12 protein-coding genes and 1 pseudogene are annotated in these 18,048 nt (G+C 69.4%); 4 read left to right on the top strand and 9 right to left on the bottom strand.

Annotated elements, in window-relative coordinates:
• Window positions 1-8 precede the first annotated feature (8 nt).
• A complete protein-coding gene (locus BLU09_RS39385) occupies window positions 9-875 on the top strand; it encodes a hypothetical protein (protein WP_244171767.1) in 867 nt (288 codons plus the stop codon).
• Window positions 876-881: 6 nt separating this feature from the next.
• Window positions 882-1,676, top strand: a complete 795-nt coding sequence (locus BLU09_RS15805) for a hypothetical protein (RefSeq protein ID WP_090490360.1) — start codon at window positions 882-884, stop codon at window positions 1,674-1,676.
• A gap of 30 nt (window positions 1,677-1,706) precedes the next feature.
• On the opposite strand, the gene BLU09_RS15800 is transcribed toward BLU09_RS15805, so the two are convergent.
• A complete protein-coding gene (locus tag BLU09_RS15800) occupies window positions 1,707-1,976 on the bottom strand; it encodes a twin-arginine translocase TatA/TatE family subunit (RefSeq protein WP_171444987.1) in 270 nt (89 codons plus the stop codon).
• A gap of 69 nt (window positions 1,977-2,045) precedes the next feature.
• On the opposite strand from BLU09_RS15800, the gene BLU09_RS15795 reads away from it, so the two are divergent.
• A complete protein-coding gene (locus BLU09_RS15795; RefSeq protein WP_090490358.1) occupies window positions 2,046-2,771 on the top strand; it encodes a glycerophosphodiester phosphodiesterase in 726 nt (241 codons plus the stop codon).
• A gap of 3 nt (window positions 2,772-2,774) precedes the next feature.
• On the opposite strand, the gene BLU09_RS15790 is transcribed toward BLU09_RS15795, so the two are convergent.
• From BLU09_RS15790 to BLU09_RS15780, 3 genes are all read right to left on the bottom strand, one after another.
• The gene (locus BLU09_RS15790; protein WP_167371089.1) at window positions 2,775-3,671 is read right to left on the bottom strand and encodes a hypothetical protein; all 897 of its coding nucleotides are present in this window, start codon (window positions 3,669-3,671) and stop codon (window positions 2,775-2,777) included.
• 179 nt (window positions 3,672-3,850) lie between these two features.
• Window positions 3,851-7,069, bottom strand: coding sequence for an MXAN_5808 family serine peptidase (locus BLU09_RS15785; protein WP_090490356.1), 3,219 nt, complete (start codon window positions 7,067-7,069; stop codon window positions 3,851-3,853).
• Between the two features lie 214 nt (window positions 7,070-7,283).
• The gene (locus BLU09_RS15780; RefSeq protein ID WP_090490355.1) at window positions 7,284-8,102 is read right to left on the bottom strand and encodes an EI24 domain-containing protein; all 819 of its coding nucleotides are present in this window, start codon (window positions 8,100-8,102) and stop codon (window positions 7,284-7,286) included.
• A 58-nt stretch (window positions 8,103-8,160) separates the two neighbouring features.
• Between BLU09_RS15780 and BLU09_RS15775 the strand changes: the two genes are divergently transcribed.
• The gene (locus tag BLU09_RS15775) at window positions 8,161-9,498 is read left to right on the top strand and encodes a glutamate--cysteine ligase (RefSeq protein WP_090490354.1); all 1,338 of its coding nucleotides are present in this window, start codon (window positions 8,161-8,163) and stop codon (window positions 9,496-9,498) included.
• 12 nt (window positions 9,499-9,510) lie between these two features.
• Here the strand turns inward: BLU09_RS15775 and BLU09_RS15770 are convergent, their stop codons facing one another.
• From BLU09_RS15770 to alaS, 5 genes and pseudogenes are all read right to left on the bottom strand, one after another.
• Window positions 9,511-10,179, bottom strand: coding sequence for a hypothetical protein (locus tag BLU09_RS15770; protein WP_090490353.1), 669 nt, complete (start codon window positions 10,177-10,179; stop codon window positions 9,511-9,513).
• Window positions 10,180-10,299: 120 nt separating this feature from the next.
• A complete protein-coding gene (locus BLU09_RS15765; protein ID WP_244171766.1) occupies window positions 10,300-11,940 on the bottom strand; it encodes an Hsp70 family protein in 1,641 nt (546 codons plus the stop codon).
• Between the two features lie 1,926 nt (window positions 11,941-13,866).
• Window positions 13,867-14,163, bottom strand: a pseudogene (locus tag BLU09_RS39380) (TIGR02266 family protein); the annotation flags it as partial.
• The gene (locus BLU09_RS15755; RefSeq protein ID WP_090490352.1) at window positions 14,160-14,813 is read right to left on the bottom strand and encodes a hypothetical protein; all 654 of its coding nucleotides are present in this window, start codon (window positions 14,811-14,813) and stop codon (window positions 14,160-14,162) included. The pseudogene BLU09_RS39380 and the gene BLU09_RS15755, both read right to left, overlap by 4 nt.
• Complete coding sequence (gene alaS, locus BLU09_RS15750; RefSeq protein ID WP_090490351.1) at window positions 14,810-17,506, bottom strand: alanine--tRNA ligase; 2,697 nt, start codon at window positions 17,504-17,506, stop codon at window positions 14,810-14,812. Before alaS ends, BLU09_RS15755 begins: the two co-directional genes overlap by 4 nt.
• Between the last annotated feature and the right edge of the window lie 542 nt (window positions 17,507-18,048).

Below are 18,048 nucleotides of genomic sequence, written 5' to 3'. Positions count from 1 at the left end.
CCCGAGACTTGTTCGACCTCGGCTCGGACGTGGGCGGGCACGGTGAGGATTCCGGCCTGCTGCCCACGGACACGGGCCGCGCCGCGCTGTTCGGGACCTCGGATGCCTCCGATGCCTCCCTGCTTGGCGATGTCCCCCCCGCCGTGGATGACGCGGAGGCCTTTGGCGTCACCCTGGGGCGGGTCGGGGCACCCAGTGGCGTCCAGCGCGAGGTGCTGGACATGGACGGGCTGCCGTCGAAGCCCGTGGTCACCGTGGCCAAGCCCACCGCGCGTCCCGAGGACGTGGGCATCCCGCAGAGCCGCCCGTCGAGCCGGCTTCGCAAGGCGTTGGGCTTCACCGTCAACTTCGTGTTGGCCGCGGCCCTGGTGGCCGTGCTGGGCACGGTCGGCCGGGTGTACCTGAGCGAGGGCCGCCTCGACGTGTCGGCCCTGTCGCTGGACTCCCTGCGCGCGCTCTTCGTGCCCGCGCCGAAGCCGCTCGTGGCCGTGGATGTGACGAACGGGCTGTACGAGACGCGCGAGGGCAGGTCGCTCTTCTACGTCCGCGGGGACGCGGCGAACTACTCGGACACCGCCGCCCGCATCCGCGTGCGCGCCGCGCTGTATGACGGCAGCCAGCGCGTGGCCTCCGCCGAGGCGCTCGTGGGCGGGGTCCCCACGCCCGAGGAACTCTACGGCGTGGGCTCACCCGACGCGGCGGTGGCCCTGCGCCAGCGCGTCGACGAGGCCGCCGTCTCCGTGGCGCCCGGCGCCAAGGCCCCCTTCGTCGTCATCTTCCCCGAGCACCCCGCAGACCCGGGGGGCTACCGGCTGGAGCTGACCCTGGAGCCCGAGCGCTCCAAGTCGGCGGAGGCCGCCCCCCGGACGGAGTGAGCCACCATGCCCACGCAGGAGGATGCCCGGACCGTCGCGCGCTTCATCCACGCCTTGAGCGGTGGGGCGGAGGTCCGTCGCAAGGCCGCCGCGCGGGAGCTCGCCTGGAGGGATCCGCTCGACTCCAACGAGCTGGTGGGCCACCTCATCGCCCTCTCGCGCGCGGGGTGGGGGCCCGCCTCCTGCGCGTTGTCGGACTTCATGGCCGCGCTGGAGCAGGAGGCCGAGCACATCCCTCACGTGGAGTCGCTGCGGCGGCTCGCGCACGTCCAGTCGCTCGACACCGTGGCGGACCTGTTCGCCCAGGGCCCCGCGAAGCTGGAGATGGACCCGGACGCCGCCGCCCGCGCGGACGCCAACGCCTTCTCCCAGTCGCTCGGGCACCTGAAGCAGCAGGCCCGCCTCACGAGGGACCCGGACACCCTGTCCCGCCTGGCCACCGTCAGCAATCCCACCGTCCTGCGCAACGTGCTCATCAACCCCCGGCTCACCGAGGAGTTGGTGGTCCGCATCGCCGCGCGCCGCCCGGCCCGGCCCGAGCCGCTCATCGAAATCTGGAAGTCACCGCGCTGGTCCGTGCGCCACGCCATCCGGCGCGCGCTCGTCCTCAACCCCTACCTGCCGCCGGAGACGGGCGCGAAAATCGTCCCGCTGCTCAACACGGCGGACTTGAGGGAACTCGTCTTGAACGCCGCCCTCCATCCCGCCCTGCGCGCGCAGGCCTCCCGGCTGCTCGCCGAAGGGAAGGGAACAGGGCCTGCGGCCGCGTCACGCATCCCCAAGCATCGCGGGTATGACTGACGGGCATCGCATCCTGGGGAGGGGAGGGGCCTAGCGGCGGCGCGGGTGCTCGGGCTCCGTGAACTCGGCGTCCGTGGTGCTGCGGCGGCCCGGAGGCAGCGGCTTCGCATCCACCAGGTCCTCGCCGCGCGACGCCTTGCGGAACGAGTACACGAACTTGCCCACGGCATTGCCGAGCTGACCCATGCGGGCGGCCGAGAAGACCACCAGCAGGATGAAGCCGAGGACGATGATTTCTCCGAGGCCGAGGCCCAGCATGATGGAGCACAGTGCAGCAAAGGGCGGGGGGAGGCAAGCCATGCGTCCACCGCCGCACGCCCGGTTGGACTTCTGCTGCACGGCGGCGGCCACCCGCGCAGACTGGAGGGCATGCTCCTGCTTGCCCACCGTGGCGCCAGCGCCGATGCCCCCGAGAACACCCTGGAAGCCTTCGCCGAGGCGGTCCGTCAAGGCGCGGATGGTGTGGAACTGGACGCGATGCTCTGTGGCTCGGGGGAGGTCGTCGTCTGCCACGATGAGCGCCTGGAGCGCCTCGCGCGGCTGCCGTGGGAGGTTCGCCTCACCCCGTGGTGGAAGCTCCAACGGGCGGACGTCGGCTCGCCGCTGGGCTTCGCCCCCGCCCGAATCCCGCTGCTGGAAGAGGTGCTGGAGGCCCTGCCACCGCAGTTCCTGGTCAACATCGAGCTCAAGTGCGAGCGCGCCGACGACGGAGGCCTGGCGGAGCAGGTGGCGCGGCTGGTGCGCCGGCGCGGGCTTGCGGGCCGGGTCGTCATCTCCAGCTTCAACCCGCTGTGTCTCTTCCGCCTGGCGGCCGCGGCACCGGAGCTGCGCCGGGGGCTGCTCATCGACCCGGACAAGTCCTGGGCCCTGCAGGCCTACGGGGTGAGCCCGCTCGTGTCGTCACACTCGGTCCACCCCTTCCACGAGGCCTGCACGCCGGAGCGGGTGGCCGCATGGCGCGCGGCCGGGATGCGCGTGGCGGCGTGGACGGTGGACGACCCCCAGCGCGCCCATGTCCTGGAGCGGATGGGGGTCAGCTACCTCATCACCAACCGGCCGGGGGCGGTCCGTCAGGCCCTGCACCCCGCCGCGTAGCGCTCAGAAGTCCAGGCCGAGCGTGGTGTTGAAGGCGAAGACGGCCGGCAGGCCCCGGTCCACGGTGCTGCCGTTCTCCTCGTAGGAGACGCTGCCCGTGCGCGTCAGCGACAGCTCCGCGCCCAGCTGGAGCACGCCGCCAATGAAGCGGACGCCGCCGTAGATGCGCTGGTTGATGTTGCTGCCAAAGGAGACCTTCCGGTACGCGGCGGTATCCGTCAGCGCCGCGCGCGAATCGTCCCCCGTCGTGTCATCGAAGCTGCGGTCCGGGTTGAAGTCGATGCGGCTGGACGTCGCGCCGACGAAGCCCAGGTCCAGGCCGCCGTAGGGCGTCAGCGTCACCATGCCGCCCAGCGGGAACTGCTTGCCCACGCCGAAGTCCAGGCCCATGACGGTGAGGCCCAGGTCCCGGGCGCCGAACAGCTTCGTCACGTGTCCGCGCACGCCGAAGTCGGGCAGGTAGGTGAAGCCCTCGTTGGCGGCCCACTTCAGCTCGCCGGTGGCCACCACCTGGCTGCTCTTCTCCACCCAGCCGACGCGCCCACCCAGCTCCAGCGAGAAGGGCAGGCCCTTGCGCGCGTGGAAGGAGGGGATGAGCACCGTGGAGGGCTGCTCGTTCTGCGTGGGGATGTTCACGCTGCCGGGCAGCGACACCACGGAGAGCTCCGCGTTGATGGCCCAGGCCGAGTGGCCCGTCGTCTCCGGGGGCATCAAGTTCACGGAGGTGATGGCCGCGCCCATGATGCGGGCGAAGGCCTGGAAATCCGCGTCGGCGGACGCCACGGGGTTGTCACCCGTGGGGTTGCCGAACCGCGCGATCTGCAGGTCATTGGGCGCCGCGACAACGGACGTGCCTGCCGCCCAGGCCGCGAGAGCCACCCACCGACTGAACGTCCGCATTCGAGTCACCGCCTCCAGGGCGCGCGACCGGCCGGTAAGGCGCCCACCGCGCCGGACGGTAACGCCTGCTCGCAAGGAGCGTCAACAAAACGGGCGGCCCCTCCCGCGGTCTCCTCTCAAGGAGTCCCGCTGGAAAGGCCGCCCGGAAGGAGGCGGCGCGCCAGGTGGGCGCGGGGCGCCTACTGCGGCTTGTTGGCGGGGCTACCGGCAGGCGAGGCCATCTTCTGGGCGACCTCGGCCGGGCGGCGGCGGATGACCAGCGTGCGGCGGCTGGCGAAGTCGTTGTCCTCGCGCGCCACCACCAGCACGTTGTTGTTGCCCTCCTTCAGCGCGAACTCCGTGGAGAACTTCAGCGTGTTCGGCTCGGCGCCCTTGGGGTCCACGCCCTTGAAGTAGACCTTCTGGTCGTTCACCAGCACGTAGACGTCCAGCAACCCGTGGGGGTCCGTCACCACGCCGGAGAGCGTGAACTTGTCCCCGTTGGCCACCATGCCGCCAGCGGCCGGATCCACGTCCAGGCGGATGTCGGGCGGGCGGTGGTTGGTGGCCAGCGTGGCCTTCGGCGTGGTGGCCTTGCCCGTCTTCAGCTCCTTCGCGTCCTGGCTGCGCACGAAGGCGAAGCGGTCCTTCTCCAGCTCCACGCGGTAGTAGCCCTTGGTGACCGCCTCGGCGGGCAGCACCGTCGTCCCGCTCAGCTTCGCCACCGCGCGCGCGCCCTGCGCGGGGGCGCCATACAGGTCCACCTTGTCGCCCACGCGGACGAGGCCCTTCTTCGGCTCCATCGTGGCGATCGCGGCGTCGGTAACGGGCAGCTCCAGCTTCTCCATCACGAACTCCTCGAGCGGCTCGTCGATGATGGCCAGCTTCAGCGGGAAGGTGTTGCCCTTGAAGCCCTTCTTCACCTCCAACTGGAAACGCGCCGTCTTCGTCTCACCGGGCTTCAGCTCGCCCAGTTTGAAGCGGCCCTTTTCGATGAAGATGTTGGCGTCACCGCCATTCTTGATTTGCGTGAAGGAGTCGAGCGCCGTGCCGGTGCCCGCGTTCGTCACGTCGAGCAGCACGGAGACCGTCTCCCCGCGCTGCACGGTGCCGTCGCCGTTGCAGGTGGCGCAGTCGTCGATGACCTGCCAGTTGAAGGCGAAGGCGGGGCGGGGCAGCTCCACGAAGTTGAGCTCGGCCACCCGCGTCTCAGGCAGGGCGCCGTGGTCATCGAAGAAGCGCACCGTCACGTCGTCGCGGCGGCTGGTGAGGTCCTTGGGCAGGCGCACCTTCACCTTCCACGTCTTCTTCTCACCCGGCGCCAGCGCACCGAAGAGGAACTCGCGGCGGTCCAGGAAGGCGTTGTCGCTCTCCGTCCAGGCGCGCACGCGCTTGAGCGGCTCGGTGCCACGGTTCTCCGCTGTCAGCGCCATCTCCATCACCTCGCCCGCCAGAATCTTCGCGTCCGGGCCCGGCGTCAGCGACACGGCCATCTGCACGTTCTTCGGCGTGGGACCCGCGCTCCAGTCCACGCCCAGCGCGGCGATGGCGGCGTTGATGCGGGACTCCTCCTCGGCGCGCTTCTGGTCGATGAACGCCTTGCCCTGCTTGAGCTGCTCCTTGCGCGTGGTGGCTGGAGCGCGCAGCACGAAGTCGCGGGCGAACTGGACCTCGAAGTCCTCCTTGATCTCCTCCTGGGCCTCGGCGTCGAGCTGGTCGTCCAGGTCCTCACCCATGCCAGCCACGTCCACGTCCAGCAGCGGGTCCTTGTCCCCGTGCTTCTTGGCGTTGGCGGCCGTCTTCGGCGGGGCCTTGCCCTCGTCCTTCTTGGCGGTGGCCTGGGCCTGCTTCTCATCCACCTTCAGGTACTTGAGGCTCTCCAGCGGCTTCTCGCGGTTGAGCACGTCCTCGCGCTTCTTGGCGACGGTGCTGGAGTCCGGGTTGCCGAAGTGCTGATCCAGGTCGGCCTCGCCCATGGAGCGGCGCGGCGCGAACACGTCCACGCGCTCATCGGTGGCGCGGGTGGGGACCAACTGGATGTCCGGGACGATACCGACCTCCTGGATGGAGACGTCGCCCGGGGTCAGGTACTTGGCGATGGTCAGCTTCAGCGCGCTGTCATCCGGGAAGTCGTACAGCACCTGCACGCTGCCCTTGCCGAACGTCTGACGGCCGATGATGGTCGCGCGGTCGAGGTTCTTCAGCGCGCCAGCGACGATTTCGGACGCGGAGGCGCTGCCAGCGTTCACCAGCACGGCGATGGGGTAGCTGTCCTCTCCGTCCGTGGCGCGCGCGCGCTTCTCCTCGCGCAGCTTGTCGGACAGGCCCACCGTCGCGACGATGGTGCCGCTGGACAGGAACGTGTCGGACACCTGGATGGCCTGCTCCAGGAGGCCGCCCGGGTTGCCGCGCATGTCGAGCACCAGGCCCTTGAAGCCGCCCTTCGCGTCCGCCTGCTTGCGCAGCTGCGTCAGCGCCGCCTCGAGGTCGCGGGTGGTGTTGCCCTGGAAGTTCTTCAGGCGGATGTAGCCCACGTTGTTGGAGAGCATCTTGTGCTGCACGCTCTCGATGGAAATCATGGCGCGCGAGAGCGTCATGATGCGGGGCTTGTCCCAGCCGTCGCGCTCCACGGTGATGGTGATGCGGCTGTCCACCGGGCCGCGCAGCTTCGACACGGCCTCGTTGAGGTCCATGTTGACGGTGGACTCCTCGCCAATCTTCTTGATGCGGTCGTCCTTCTGGATGCCGGAGCGGTGCGCGGGCGTCTTCGGGATCACCTTGACCACGGTGAGGTTGCCCTCGCGCATCTGGATGACGAAGCCCAGGCCGCCGAACTCACCCTTGGTGGACAGCTTCATCTCCCGGTACAGCTCCGGGCGCAGCAGCACCGAGTGCGGATCCAACGTGGACAGCATGCCGTTGACGGCCGCGTACTCCACGTCGCGCGTGTCCTCGATGGGCCGCATGTTCTTCGACAGGAAGTCGAAGACGTCCTTGAGCGCGAAGGACATCTTCCACAGCGAGTCCACGTGGGCGATGTCGAACTCGCGCTGCTTGCCGTTCACGTTGACGTTGAGCTTGCCCGTCTCCGCGTTGCCGTCCACGAGCACGTCGGGAACGCTCTTCTCGACGTACTCCAGCGAGGCGATCATCATCTCCTTCGGCTTCACCCGCTTGGGGTCGACGTAGTTCTCCTTCACGTAGAGGATGACCTTCGTCAGGACGCGCAGGCTGTTGAGGTCGTGCGGGGCCTTCTCGCCTTTGACGGTAGGAAGACTGCCGTCCCACGAGCCTTGCCCGGCCTCGGCTGCACCCATGGTCAGCGGCAAGGGAGCCCGGTCACTGCCCACCAGGGCCCAGGCGCCGAGGAGCACGGCAACGGCTGTGATTCGGCGGAGGAAACGCGGCATTTGGTTCATCCAAGCTGGGGCGCGCTGTCCGGCACCCCGGGTGTGGCGAGAAGCCTTGAGATTTCGACCGTTTATACCGAGTAGGCGAACACTGTAAGCGGCCGGGCAAGCCTAATCACGGGCTCCTGGTGCTTCAAGGCATCGCCTCTCTGCTGGTGGAGCAGAACGTCCCTGGCGGGCATTGCGTTCCCGGTTCCCCGGGTTCGACACCCGGCTCGGGCGTTTATTTCAACGCAGCGGTAGTGGACTCCCCAGGGGGGGGCGCCAGCAGCCGGGCCTCGCGCAGCCCGCCATAGAGCAGGGTGCCGGCGACGATGGCCACCGGGAGGAAGAAGGCGTTGAGGATGGGGACCCAGAGCAGCACGTAGATGCCCGCGCCCAGGCCCAGGCAGAGCGCCCGGCGCTCGCGCAGCATCCGGCGCACCTCGGCGAAGGGATACAGGTGACGCGTCATGGGGGCGGCCAGGTACTCACCCGCCATCCACGTCATGGTGTACAGGCTGGCGAGGACCGTCCACAGCACGCTGCCCACCCCCGGTATCAGGTGGAGGGGCAGGAGCACCGCCAGGCCCGCGAGGAGGAAGAACAGCCGCGCGAGCGTATGGGCGATGCCGGTGACGAGGCCCCGGACGAAACCCGCCACGGTGAAGGAGGTGCCCGGGCCGCCGCCACAGGCCTCTTCGGTCAGCTCGGACAGTGGATCCTGGAGCGGGGCCAAGAGCAGGGGCGGCAGCACGTTGGCGCCCACGACCCAGAGCACCAGGCCGGACAACACCAGCACGGTGCTCCAGGCGGCCTTGCCGTACCAGCTCTCCGGGCGGGCCCAGACGGATTCCAGGGCACCGGGGGCGTAGCGCCACAGCAACCAGACGAGCCCCACGAGGGCGGCGGCGGTGACGGCGGCACAGAGCGCGGACAGCAGGAACAGCCGACGGTCGCGCAGGATGAGGGAGAAGGCCCGGCCGAGGAGGCCCATCCCCTGGAAGAAATCGGACAGGCGGGGCTGGGGGGAGATGGTGGGGAGGGTGGAGTGTGGGCTCATAAAGGCCAGTGCGCAAATCCGGGCGGGTCCAAAAGTCTAGGTTATATAGGGCGCGCCCATGTCACTCGACCTCAAGCGCGCGGCCTCAGAGCCCATCTCCTCCGTCGACATGCTGTTGGCTGGATTCCGAGCCGCCGAGAAGCCCAGCGGTGCGCACCGTCTGGGGCTCGAGCATGAGAAGTTCCTCTACCCGGTGGGCGCCGCGGAGCCTCCGACCTATGAAGGCGAGCGGGGCGTCGGGGCGCTGCTGAACCGGGTGGCCTCGGCGGGCTACACGCCGTTCCGGGAGACGCCGGAGTCGCCCGTCATCGCGCTGCAGCGCGGTGGCGCCACCATCTCCCTGGAGCCCGGCGGCCAGGTGGAGCTGTCCGGAAGCCCCTTCGTCACCGCGCGCGAGGCGCATGCGGAGAACCTGACGCACCTGTCGGAGGTCTCCTCCGCCGCGAAGGCGCTGGGCTTGCGGCTCGTCTTCCTGGGCTACCGCCCCTTTGGCACGACGGCGCAGATGCCGTGGATGCCGAAGACGCGCTACCTCATCATGCGCCGCACGCTGCCGGAGCGCGGCCGGCTGGCGCTGAACATGATGTTGATGACGTCCACCGGCCAGGTGTCCCTGGACTGGGCGGACGAGGCGGACTGTGTCCGCAAGACGGTGGTGGTGGCGCGGCTCGCCCCGCTGATGAATGCGTTGTACGCCAACAGCCCCATCGTGGAGGGCAAGCCGTCGGGTTACCTGTCCTTCCGCAACCGCGTTTGGGACGAGGTGGACCCCACGCGCTGTGGTTACCTGCCCGCGTTCTTCGACGGCTCGTTCTCGTATCGCGCCTATGTGGAATGGGCGCTGGACGCGCCGCTGCTCTTCCTGCGGCGCAACAACGAGTACCTGTACCCGAAGCTGACCTTCCGGCAGTTGATGAAGGAGGGCTTCGAGGGCAAACCGCCCGACCTGAACGACTGGACGGACCACCTGTCCACGCTCTTCCCCGAGGTGCGGCTGAAGACGGTGATCGAGGTGCGCGGCGCGGACTGTGTGAATCCCGCGATGACGGGAGCGCTCGCCGCCCTCTGGCGCGGCATCCTGTACGACGCCACCGCGCTGGAGGAGGCCGAGCGCCTGTTGCCGAAGCTGACCTACGCCGAGCACCTGGCTTTCCATGATACGGCGCGGCGCGAGGGACTGGGCGGCCGGCTGGGTTCGCAGGAGCTGCACCGCCTGGCGGCGGAGATGCTGGCCATCTCCCGCCGGGGCCTGATGCGGCTGGATGCGCAGGATGCGCCCCTGCTGGATGCGCTGGACGCGGTGGCCGCGTCGGGGCGCTCGCCCGCGGTGGCGGTGCTCGAGGCGTGGGAGAAGAATCCCCGCCCCGAGGCGCTGCTGGACGGCTTCAGCCTGTGACATGGAGGCGGGCTAGAACTGCCCGCCAATCATCACATTGCCGTTGAAGAGACTGCCTTTCTCGTCGGCGTTGGTGACGGGGTTTCGGAGGAGTCCCTCCCCGCCGACGAACCGGTACGTGGCGCGCGCGCCGGCCACCAGGTTGCCGAAGCGGTAGTCCAGGCCCGCGGCCAGCGGGAGCTCCGTCTGCCAGTCATTGTTGTAGAAGCGGTCCGCGCCGTCCGAGGGGTTGAGGTAGCTCAGGCCGACGCCCGCGCCGACGAAGGGGCGCCACTTCTCGTCGATGAGCGGCCCCGCCTTGGCGAGCAGGGTGGCGTTGTGCCGCCAGACGCCTTCCCCATCGCCGTTGTCGCGCAGGCGTGAGTCGTCGATGGGGAAGCGCTGGCCTTCGTAGCCGACCTCGACGCCGCCGTACTGCCAGGGATAGGCGCTGGCGTTGATGCCCAGCAGCGGGCCCACCTTGGTGTTGCTGCCGAGGTCGCCGGTGAAGTCGCCGAGGCCCAGTCGCACGTCGATGCCCACCAGCGGCCGCTCCTCGACGCGCAGCCGCTCGCCCACCTGCTGTGCCTCGATGGCGAAGGCGGGTCCCGCCATGCCCAGCGCCGCCGCGGCGACTCCACCCACAATCGAACGTCGCATCGCATTCCTCCCCGGAAAATCAGTCACCGGAAAGCTGGCCATCTGTCGCCACGGCTACAGAGAGAGAGCCGCAGGGACGCACGGTGGCCTGGATGGCCGCAGGCACATCGGCCCATGGGGCGAAGGGCGCCGTGACTTGTGCGCGGGCGAGCGAGCAGGGGCTCAGCGGCGGCCGAAGAGCTTCTTCAGTCCGGACAGCACGCCACCTGGGCGTCGCTCCGGCTCAGGGACCAGCGGCGAGCGGGCGATGAGCGCGTCGAAGGTCGCGTCGTCCAAGTGCTCCGCGGACAGAGACACCGCGTGCCGCTTCACGCCCGGCAGGGTGGCCTCGAGCGACAGGGCCCCATCGACTGAGAGCGCGAGGTGCAGCTCCACCTCACCCGCGCGCTCCACGTTGAGGGTGAGCCGGCCGAGGTACTCGGCGTCGGACGCCTGCGTGGCTGCCCCCTGGAAGAGGGCCAGCTCGAGCGGACCCGGCACAGTGGGAAGCACCAGCGTCTTGGTGGCGGGCAGGCGGGTGTTTCGGTCGAGGACGCGGCGCAAGGTGCCACCGCGCTCGGCGACGGCGAGCGGCGAGGACAGCACCTCGGAGACAGTGGCCGCGGGCTTGCCGGCTGCGGCGAGCAGGAGCCCCTGGCCGAGCAGCGCGGCGCCCAGGGCCACGCTGCCTCGAGTGTCCACGTCGTCGCGCACGCTCACGCCGAGGCTCTCTTCGAGCCGGCGGCGGACCAGGGGCGCGGCGCTCTGCCCGCCGACGAGGAGCACCGCGTCCAGCCCCTGGGGGGAGAGCGCGTTGGATTCGAGCACGTCGCGGACCACGGTGGTGACGCGCTGGGCGAGGTCGGCGGTGAGGGCTTCGACTCGCTCCCGGTTGATGGGGGGCACGGTTCCCGAGGGGAGGGTGACGTCCACCTGCTCCTGGCTGGAGAGGGCCACCTTCGTGGACTCGGCGGCGGTGCGCAGGGGGGCCCAGTCGAAGGGATGGTCCGGCTTGGGCACGCCCTGTTCCGAGAGGTCGCTGGCGATGGCCTCGGCGATGCGCGCATCGAAGTCCATGCCGCCGAGGGTGGCGTCGCCTCCGGTGGTAATGACCTCGAGGTCATCGCCTGTGACTTGCACCACGCAGACCTGGAGGCCGCCACCGCCCAGGTCCACGACGAGCACCCGCTTTCGCGCGAGCCCTCGGCCATGTGCATACGCGAGCGCCGCCGCCGCGGGGGCGATGAGGATGCGCTGGGCATCGAGCCCCGCGAGCGTGGCGGCTTCGCGAAGGGCCGCGCACTGGCGGTCCGTGAAGTGCGTGGGGGCACAGATGACGGCGCGGGTTGCCTTGCGGCCCAGGTGCGTCGCGGCGGCATGCTTCAGCTCGCGAAGCAGCATGGCCGTGAAGAGCGTGGGTGAGATGACGCGGCCCCGGACCTCCACGGCGGAGTCCCCATTCGTGTCCGTGGTGACGGGGAAGGGGAGCAACGGGGCGAGCCAGCGAAGTTGCGGAGAACGCGGCTTCAGGCCCAGCAGTCGCTTGAGACCGGAGATGGCACGGCGGGGGGCACGTTGGCCTTCCGTCTGAGCCGTGGCGCCGACGACGAGGTCGCCGGTGCCGTTCACCGCGATGAGCGCGGGAAGGTCCGTGGTGGTGGTGCCGGGGAGGGGAATGAGCTTGGGCATCCCGTCCTGGACGACGGCGACGCGCGCATGTGAGGTGCCCAGGTCGATGCCCAGCACGACCTCGGGGAGCGCGGGCGTCGAGGCCGGTTGAGGAATGGGGACCTCGAGCAGGGCACGGCGGCGGTTGCGTGGCACGTCCGCGTCCTGAGGGACGGGGTGCGTGGGCTCGGATTCGGTACGGACTGGGGCTGCTTTCGTGTTGGACAGAGAAGCATCATCCGAGGCCACGGGGGGGAGCACGCTTTCGGGAGCGGCGGTGCGCCCATGCGGCTCGGCAGTCGCGTGTGTCGGCTCTGGGGGTGGACTCGACTCGGCCGCGGGGGCTGCACTGGCTGCCGCCTGGGGCGATGTGTCACCTGATGTGGAGGCGTCCTGCGAACGCTCAGCGGACTTCGCACCCGGAGCGGCGGGCGCCGTCTTATCGACGCCAGGTGCGCTCGGGAGCGCGGCCATCGTCTGTGCGGATGAAGCCTCGCCGGGAGCACTGCCGGACGGGTCATCCGTGTTGGCCGTCGTCGTCGATTCGGACGCGATACCCGGGCCACTTTTTTCAGTGGTCGGCGCTGCTGCTTTGGGCTCGGTCGCTGCCTCGTTGCTTGCCTCGGCGACGGGCGCATCGCCCAGTGGTGACGTCGCGGCGGGGGGCTGCGCGGTGGATGCGTCACCTGTTCCGGCGTCGGACTGTGCATGAGGGCGCGCGGCCGTCTCGGACGCCTCCGGGGATGCTGCGTGACCTGCCTCGGTGGTGGGCTCGACGCTTGTGGTCGAAGTGGCAGTTGGCGTTTCAGTCCGTACTGCGCCGCCTGCTTCGGCATCGCGCGTTTCGCTCGCGGGCGCCGCCGTCCCGGAGGATGTCGTGGGTGCTTCGTTGCCCTCATCGGTGACGGGCTCGACGCTTGCGGTCGATGCCTCTGCGGTTGCTCGAATCGTGGATGTATCGCTGCCCTTGGCGGTGGGCTCGGAGCTCGTGGTCGCAGATGTCGCTGAGGGTTCCGTGGCTGCTTCGTTGGCGGGAGCAGTGCCCGTAACTGGCGTCGTCGCGGAGGGTTCCGTCGTTGCAGGCGTGCCAGCTTCCGCGACGATTGGGGTGTTCGCCTGAGAGACAGATGCTCCGTGGGGCGCCGCTGCATCTGCATCCGGCGCCGGGGCGGAAGAGTCGTCACCGACGGCTTCGTCGAGTTCAGCGGGCGCGGGTCCACCAGGACCATGCGGGGAAACAGGGACCGCGGAGGGCTCGGCTGCTGCATGCGCATCGTCGCCTGTCTCCAGCGCGGGCGGGACACGAAGCAGCGTTTGAGGCGGCTCCACTGGCTCGCTCGAGGCCAGCGCGACGGAGGCTTTCGCCGTCAGGTCCGGAGTCGCGGTCGCTGTCGGCGCAGTGCCGGCGCCGGTTGACGAATCCTCCGGGACGAGTGGCGCTTTGGCGGGCTCACCGAGGCCGTGTCGCTCGGCTACGGCATTCGCATTGCCACCTTCATCCTCGGACGCCGCGAGGCTCGCGGTGATGGCGAAGTCGAGCCCGTCACTCGAATCAGCTTCAAAGCGCGGAGCGACAGGTCCCGGACGCGCGTCCGCGTCTTGAGTGCTCGGAGCCCCTGAATCAGTGAAAGCACTCCCACCGAACGCGTCAGAGGCATCAAGTGAGCCCGTGTCCGCCTCACCGGACACCGCATGCGCGTCCGTGCTGGACGCAGGCTCATCCGGTACTTGCTCGGACTCGGAGGACGGAGCAGCCGTGCCGGAGTCCGGCACTTCCGCGCGTGCGTCATCATCCGCCGTAGCTGTCTCGGAACTGGGCGTGAGTTCCGGCACCGCCACCGTGCTCGCGAGAGCGGCTCCGTTGGCAGCCACCGTGTCAGGAACTCCCGTCGGCGTGCCTTCGACGCGCGCCTCCTCCCGCGAGGGCTCGCGGGGGGGAACCGAGGTACGCACCGCATTCGAAACCTTCGCGCCGGGTGTGCGGCGAACGAGTCCCGGGGGGGGAGCAGGGGCCGGAAGAGGGGGCGTGACTTGGGCGGGAGCTTGTGGCTCCACGTTTCCGGTACGTTTCGACACCACCCGGTCGATGAGCGCCTTGCTTGCTGCGTCCAGCTTCACGAAGCGCACCGTCATGCCGGTACGCCCGCCCACCGCGTCCACCTGGGCCTTCACGACGACGCCTTCGCCGCGAAGCAGGCGTGTCCCATCTGCAAGGACGAACTCGAACGCCAGCCCGGTACCTTCGGGCTTCATGGCGCGCGTGGCAACGAACACGCCGCCGCGCGCCACGTTCAAGCCGTACTTGTCGATAAACTCCTCCTCCGTCGTGTACGGGAGGCGGATGCGAAGCGGGAGGAGCTTGGACGCTGTCCCGCTCATTTCAAGGGAATCCGCACATCCCCCCCGGAGCCCTGAAGCAACAGGTGTAGCCCGTCGTCCCGAAGGGCCTCCGGAGGAAGCTCGAACAGGAGGACCACGTCGGTGCGCTCATCCGGAGCCCAGGTGCGCCGAAGGGGGCGGGTGCCCCCGACGACCTGGGCATCCCGGGCCACGGTGTACGACTGGCCTTCAGCCCCGAAGAGCTTCGCCCCGTCCAGGTCCAGGGTGAGCGGCGCGCCGCCCACGTTCTGCGTCATGAGCTGCACGCGGAAGAACAGGTCCTCGGAGGTCAGGCTCACCTTCCCCGAGCCCTTCACCGAGTGCGACGCGTCCAGTCCGGTGAGCTTCACGGACAAGGTCTCCAGGCGCACGGCATCGTTGGGAGAGGGAAGCTCCCATGCGCGCTCGGTGGGGACGTTGATCCCCGCGGCCAGGCCCGCGAGGTTCGCGTTCGGGTCTCCGCGCGTGGCCTCGGGGCCCTGGGAGGGACGGCCGCCCTGGTTCACCCGGTCCACTTCCTGGCGGAGCTTCTGAAGCGTCCGGTCGTCACCCGTACCCGCGTAGTCAGGCACGGCCTCCTCCTTGCAGCCACCCAGGACGAGGGTGGCCGCCAGGAGCGCTACGGAAGCGGAGGCCCGGTGGTTCATCACGCGGTGCCCACGCCCTTCACCAACTCGTACAGCTTCTCCAGCGCCGCGGGGAGCTTCGAGGCATCGGGCCCGCCGGCCTGCGCCATCTCCGCCTTGCCGCCGCCCTTGCCGCCGACTTCCTTGGCCATCTCGCGCACCAGCGCGCCGGCGTTGATGCCCTTGGCAACGACGTCCTTGGTGGCCGCGACCAGGATGATGGCCCGGCCGTCCTTCTCGCCGCCGATGGCGACCACGCCCGAGCGGATGCGGTCACGGAGCTGGTCCGCCATGCCGCGCAGGACGTTGTCGTCCGCCGCGTCCACCTGGGTGGCCAGGACCTTCATGCCATTCACATCGCGAGCCTGCTCCAGCAGGTCCTTGCTGCTGGCCGTCTGCGCCTTGACGGCCACTTCCTCGACCTTGCGCTCCAGCTCCTTCACGCGCTTCTGGGTCGCCTCGACGCGCTTGGAGACTTCCTTCGGGTTCGACTTGAGCAGCTCGGCCACCTTGCGCAGCTCGTGTTCCTGCTCGCGGACGTACTGGAGCGCGCCGATGCCCGTCAGCGCGACGATGCGGCGCACGCCGGACGCCACGCCGCTCTCGCTGGCAATCTTGAACAGGCCGATGTCACCGCTGCGGCGCACGTGGGTGCCGCCGCACAGCTCGGTGGACTCGGGGTGTACGGTGACGACGCGAACCGTCTCGCCGTACTTCTCGCCGAACATGGCGACGGCGCCGGACTTCTTCGCGTCCTCCAGGCTCATGATGCGCGTCTCGGCCCCCGCGTTGTCGCGAATCCAGCCGTTGACCAGGTCCTCGACCTGCTCGAGCTGCGCGGACGTGGCGGGCGAGAAGTGCGCGAAGTCGAAGCGCAGGTAGTCCGGCGCGACGACAGAGCCCGCCTGCTTCACGTGCTCACCGAGCACGAGCTTGAGCGCCTTGTGGAGCAGGTGCGTCGCGGAGTGGTTCGCACGGATGGACTTGCGGCGCTCCGAGTCCACACCGGCCTGGACCATGTCGCCGACCTTGAAGGTGCCCTCGGAGACTTCCACCGAGTGGACCACGAGGCCCGGCACGGGGCGCTGCGCATCGGTGACCTTGGCCACCGCCTTGCCGCCGTGGCCGACGATGCGGCCGGTGTCGCCCATCTGGCCACCGGACTCGCCGTAGAAGGGCGTGCGGTCCAGGACCAGCTCCACCGTGTCGCCTTGCGTGGCCTGCGTGACTTCGGCGCCGTCCTTGACGATGGCCCGGATGCTGCCTTCGCCTTCGTGTCCCTCGCCCTCATAGCCGAGGAACTCCGTCGTCCCGAGCCGCTCCGCCAGCTTCAGGTAGACCTCGCCCGTGGCCTTGTCGCCAGAGCCCGCGAACTTGTTCTTGTCCGCCTCTTCCTTGAGGCGCTCCTCGAAGCGGACCAGGTCGACGTCGAGGCCGCGCTCCCGGGCGATGATTTGCGTGAGGTCCCACGGGAAGCCGTAGGTGCCGTGGAGCAGGAAGACGACGTCGCCGGAGAGCTGCTTGCCGCCGGCCTGCTGCAGCTCGGACAGCTCCTCCTCGATGAGCTTGAGGCCGCGGCTGAGCGTCTGGCGGAAGCTCGTCTCCTCGTGCCGGCAGACCTCCAGGACGAAGGTGCGGCTCTCCCGGAGCTCGGGGTAGGCGTCGCCCATCAGCTCGATGACGCGGTCGACGACCTTGAAGAAGAAGACGTCCTCCAGGCCCAGCTGCTGGGTGCCGTGCCGGATGGCGCGGCGCATGATGCGGCGCAGGACGTAGCCGCGGCCCTCGTTGGATGGCTGGACGCCGTCCGAGATGAGGAACGCCGCCGCGCGGCTGTGGTCCGCGACCACGCGCTGGGACGCGCCGGACTCCTGCGAGTAGGGCTTGCCGCACAGCTCGCTGACGGTGGCGAGGATGTTCTGGAAGAGGTCCGTCTCATAGTTGGACCGCTTGCCCTGGACGACGGAGGCGATGCGCTCCAGGCCCGCGCCCGTGTCGATGGACGGCTTCGGCAGGGGGATGAGGGGCCCGTCCTTCTCCTTGCGCTCGAACTGCATGAACACGAGGTTCCAGATTTCGAGCCACCGGTCGCAGTCACAGGCGACGCCCTGACACTTCTTGCCCTCGGCCTCTTCGACACAGGGGATGTCGTCGCCCTGGTGGTAGTGGATTTCGGAGCAGGGGCCGCAGGGGCCGGTGTCGCCCATGGCCCAGAAGTTGTCCTTGAGGCCGAGCTTGTAGAGGCGCTCGGCGGGGACGCCCTGCTTCTTCCACAGCTCGTAGGCCTCTTCGTCCCAGGGGGTGCCGCCCTCGCCGTTGAACACGGTGACGGCGAGCCGGTCGGTGGACAGGCCGAGCGTCCGGGTGACGAACTCCCAGCCGTACGCGATGGCGTCGGCCTTGAAGTAGTCGCCGAAGGAGAAGTTCCCGAGCATCTCGAAGAACGTGTGGTGCCGGGCGGTGAAGCCGACGTTGTCGAGGTCGTTGTGCTTGCCGCCGGCGCGCACGCACTTCTGCGACGTGGTGGCGCGGCGGTAGTCGCGCGTCTCACGGCCGGTGAAGACGTCCTTGAACTGCACCATGCCCGCGTTGGTGAACATCAGCGTCGGGTCGTTGGCGGGCACCAGGGAGGAGGACGCCACACGGCGGTGGCCGCGCTCCTCGAAGAACTTGAGGAACGCCTCGCGGATCTCGGAGGCGGTCAGGGCGGAAGGCATGGTGTGGGTATATGCCACAAGAGGCGGCTTCGCAGGAGTTCTTGGAGGTTGCATGAGGTGCCGGACGACCCCGGGAATACCGGGCTGACCCGGCCGTGGCCCGGGATGGGGGCCAGCGGGACGCGGGTTGTGGGAGTCAGGGCGATACCGGCGGCGCATCAGGTGCGAGACGTGGGCGCCAGCATTGCCCTCGCTGTTTCGGCTCCAAGGATTCCCGCCAGGCGGGTGACCTGACCGGCGTGCGCTTGAGCGGCAGGTGAGGCCGTACCGTTGTCACGGGCCACGGATGGCGCTCGGCTTTGCCCAGCCCTCTCGCCGTGAGTCATTGGCGTATTGGAGGCCCGGTGCTTCGATTCGCGTGGCCTGCCTTCGTTGACTGCGTGACGGTATCCAAGGGTGAGGGATGCAGGTTCCGTGACTGCCCGGAGGGCTGGAGCGCGTAGCGTGTAGTCAGTCGAGTACACGGACTGCCACTGGAGTGAGGCAGGACGTTTTCGGAGGGCAAGGCGACTTCGATGGAACCAAGGCTTGTTGCCCAGGTT

Origin of the sequence: Myxococcus virescens (assembly GCF_900101905.1) — a bacterium.
GTDB classification, from domain to species: Bacteria; Myxococcota; Myxococcia; order Myxococcales; family Myxococcaceae; genus Myxococcus; species Myxococcus virescens.
The sequence above is the reverse complement of the archived record's forward strand: the minus strand, read 5'-3'. Positions and strand labels throughout refer to the sequence as shown.

Coding starts and splice junctions, on each gene's coding strand:
- BLU09_RS15780 (WP_090490355.1), bottom strand. CDS start 8,102: ATGAGCCCACACTCCACCCTCCCCACCATCTCCCCCCAGCCCCGCCTG.
- BLU09_RS15805 (WP_090490360.1), top strand. CDS start 882: ATGCCCACGCAGGAGGATGCCCGGACCGTCGCGCGCTTCATCCACGCC.
- BLU09_RS15770 (WP_090490353.1), bottom strand. CDS start 10,179: ATGGCCAGCTTTCCGGTGACTGATTTTCCGGGGAGGAATGCGATGCGA.
- BLU09_RS15800 (WP_171444987.1), bottom strand. CDS start 1,976: ATGGCTTGCCTCCCCCCGCCCTTTGCTGCACTGTGCTCCATCATGCTG.
- BLU09_RS15790 (WP_167371089.1), bottom strand. CDS start 3,671: ATGCGGACGTTCAGTCGGTGGGTGGCTCTCGCGGCCTGGGCGGCAGGC.
- BLU09_RS15795 (WP_090490358.1), top strand. CDS start 2,046: ATGCTCCTGCTTGCCCACCGTGGCGCCAGCGCCGATGCCCCCGAGAAC.
- alaS (WP_090490351.1), bottom strand. CDS start 17,506: ATGCCTTCCGCCCTGACCGCCTCCGAGATCCGCGAGGCGTTCCTCAAG.
- BLU09_RS15785 (WP_090490356.1), bottom strand. CDS start 7,069: ATGAACCAAATGCCGCGTTTCCTCCGCCGAATCACAGCCGTTGCCGTG.
- BLU09_RS15775 (WP_090490354.1), top strand. CDS start 8,161: ATGTCACTCGACCTCAAGCGCGCGGCCTCAGAGCCCATCTCCTCCGTC.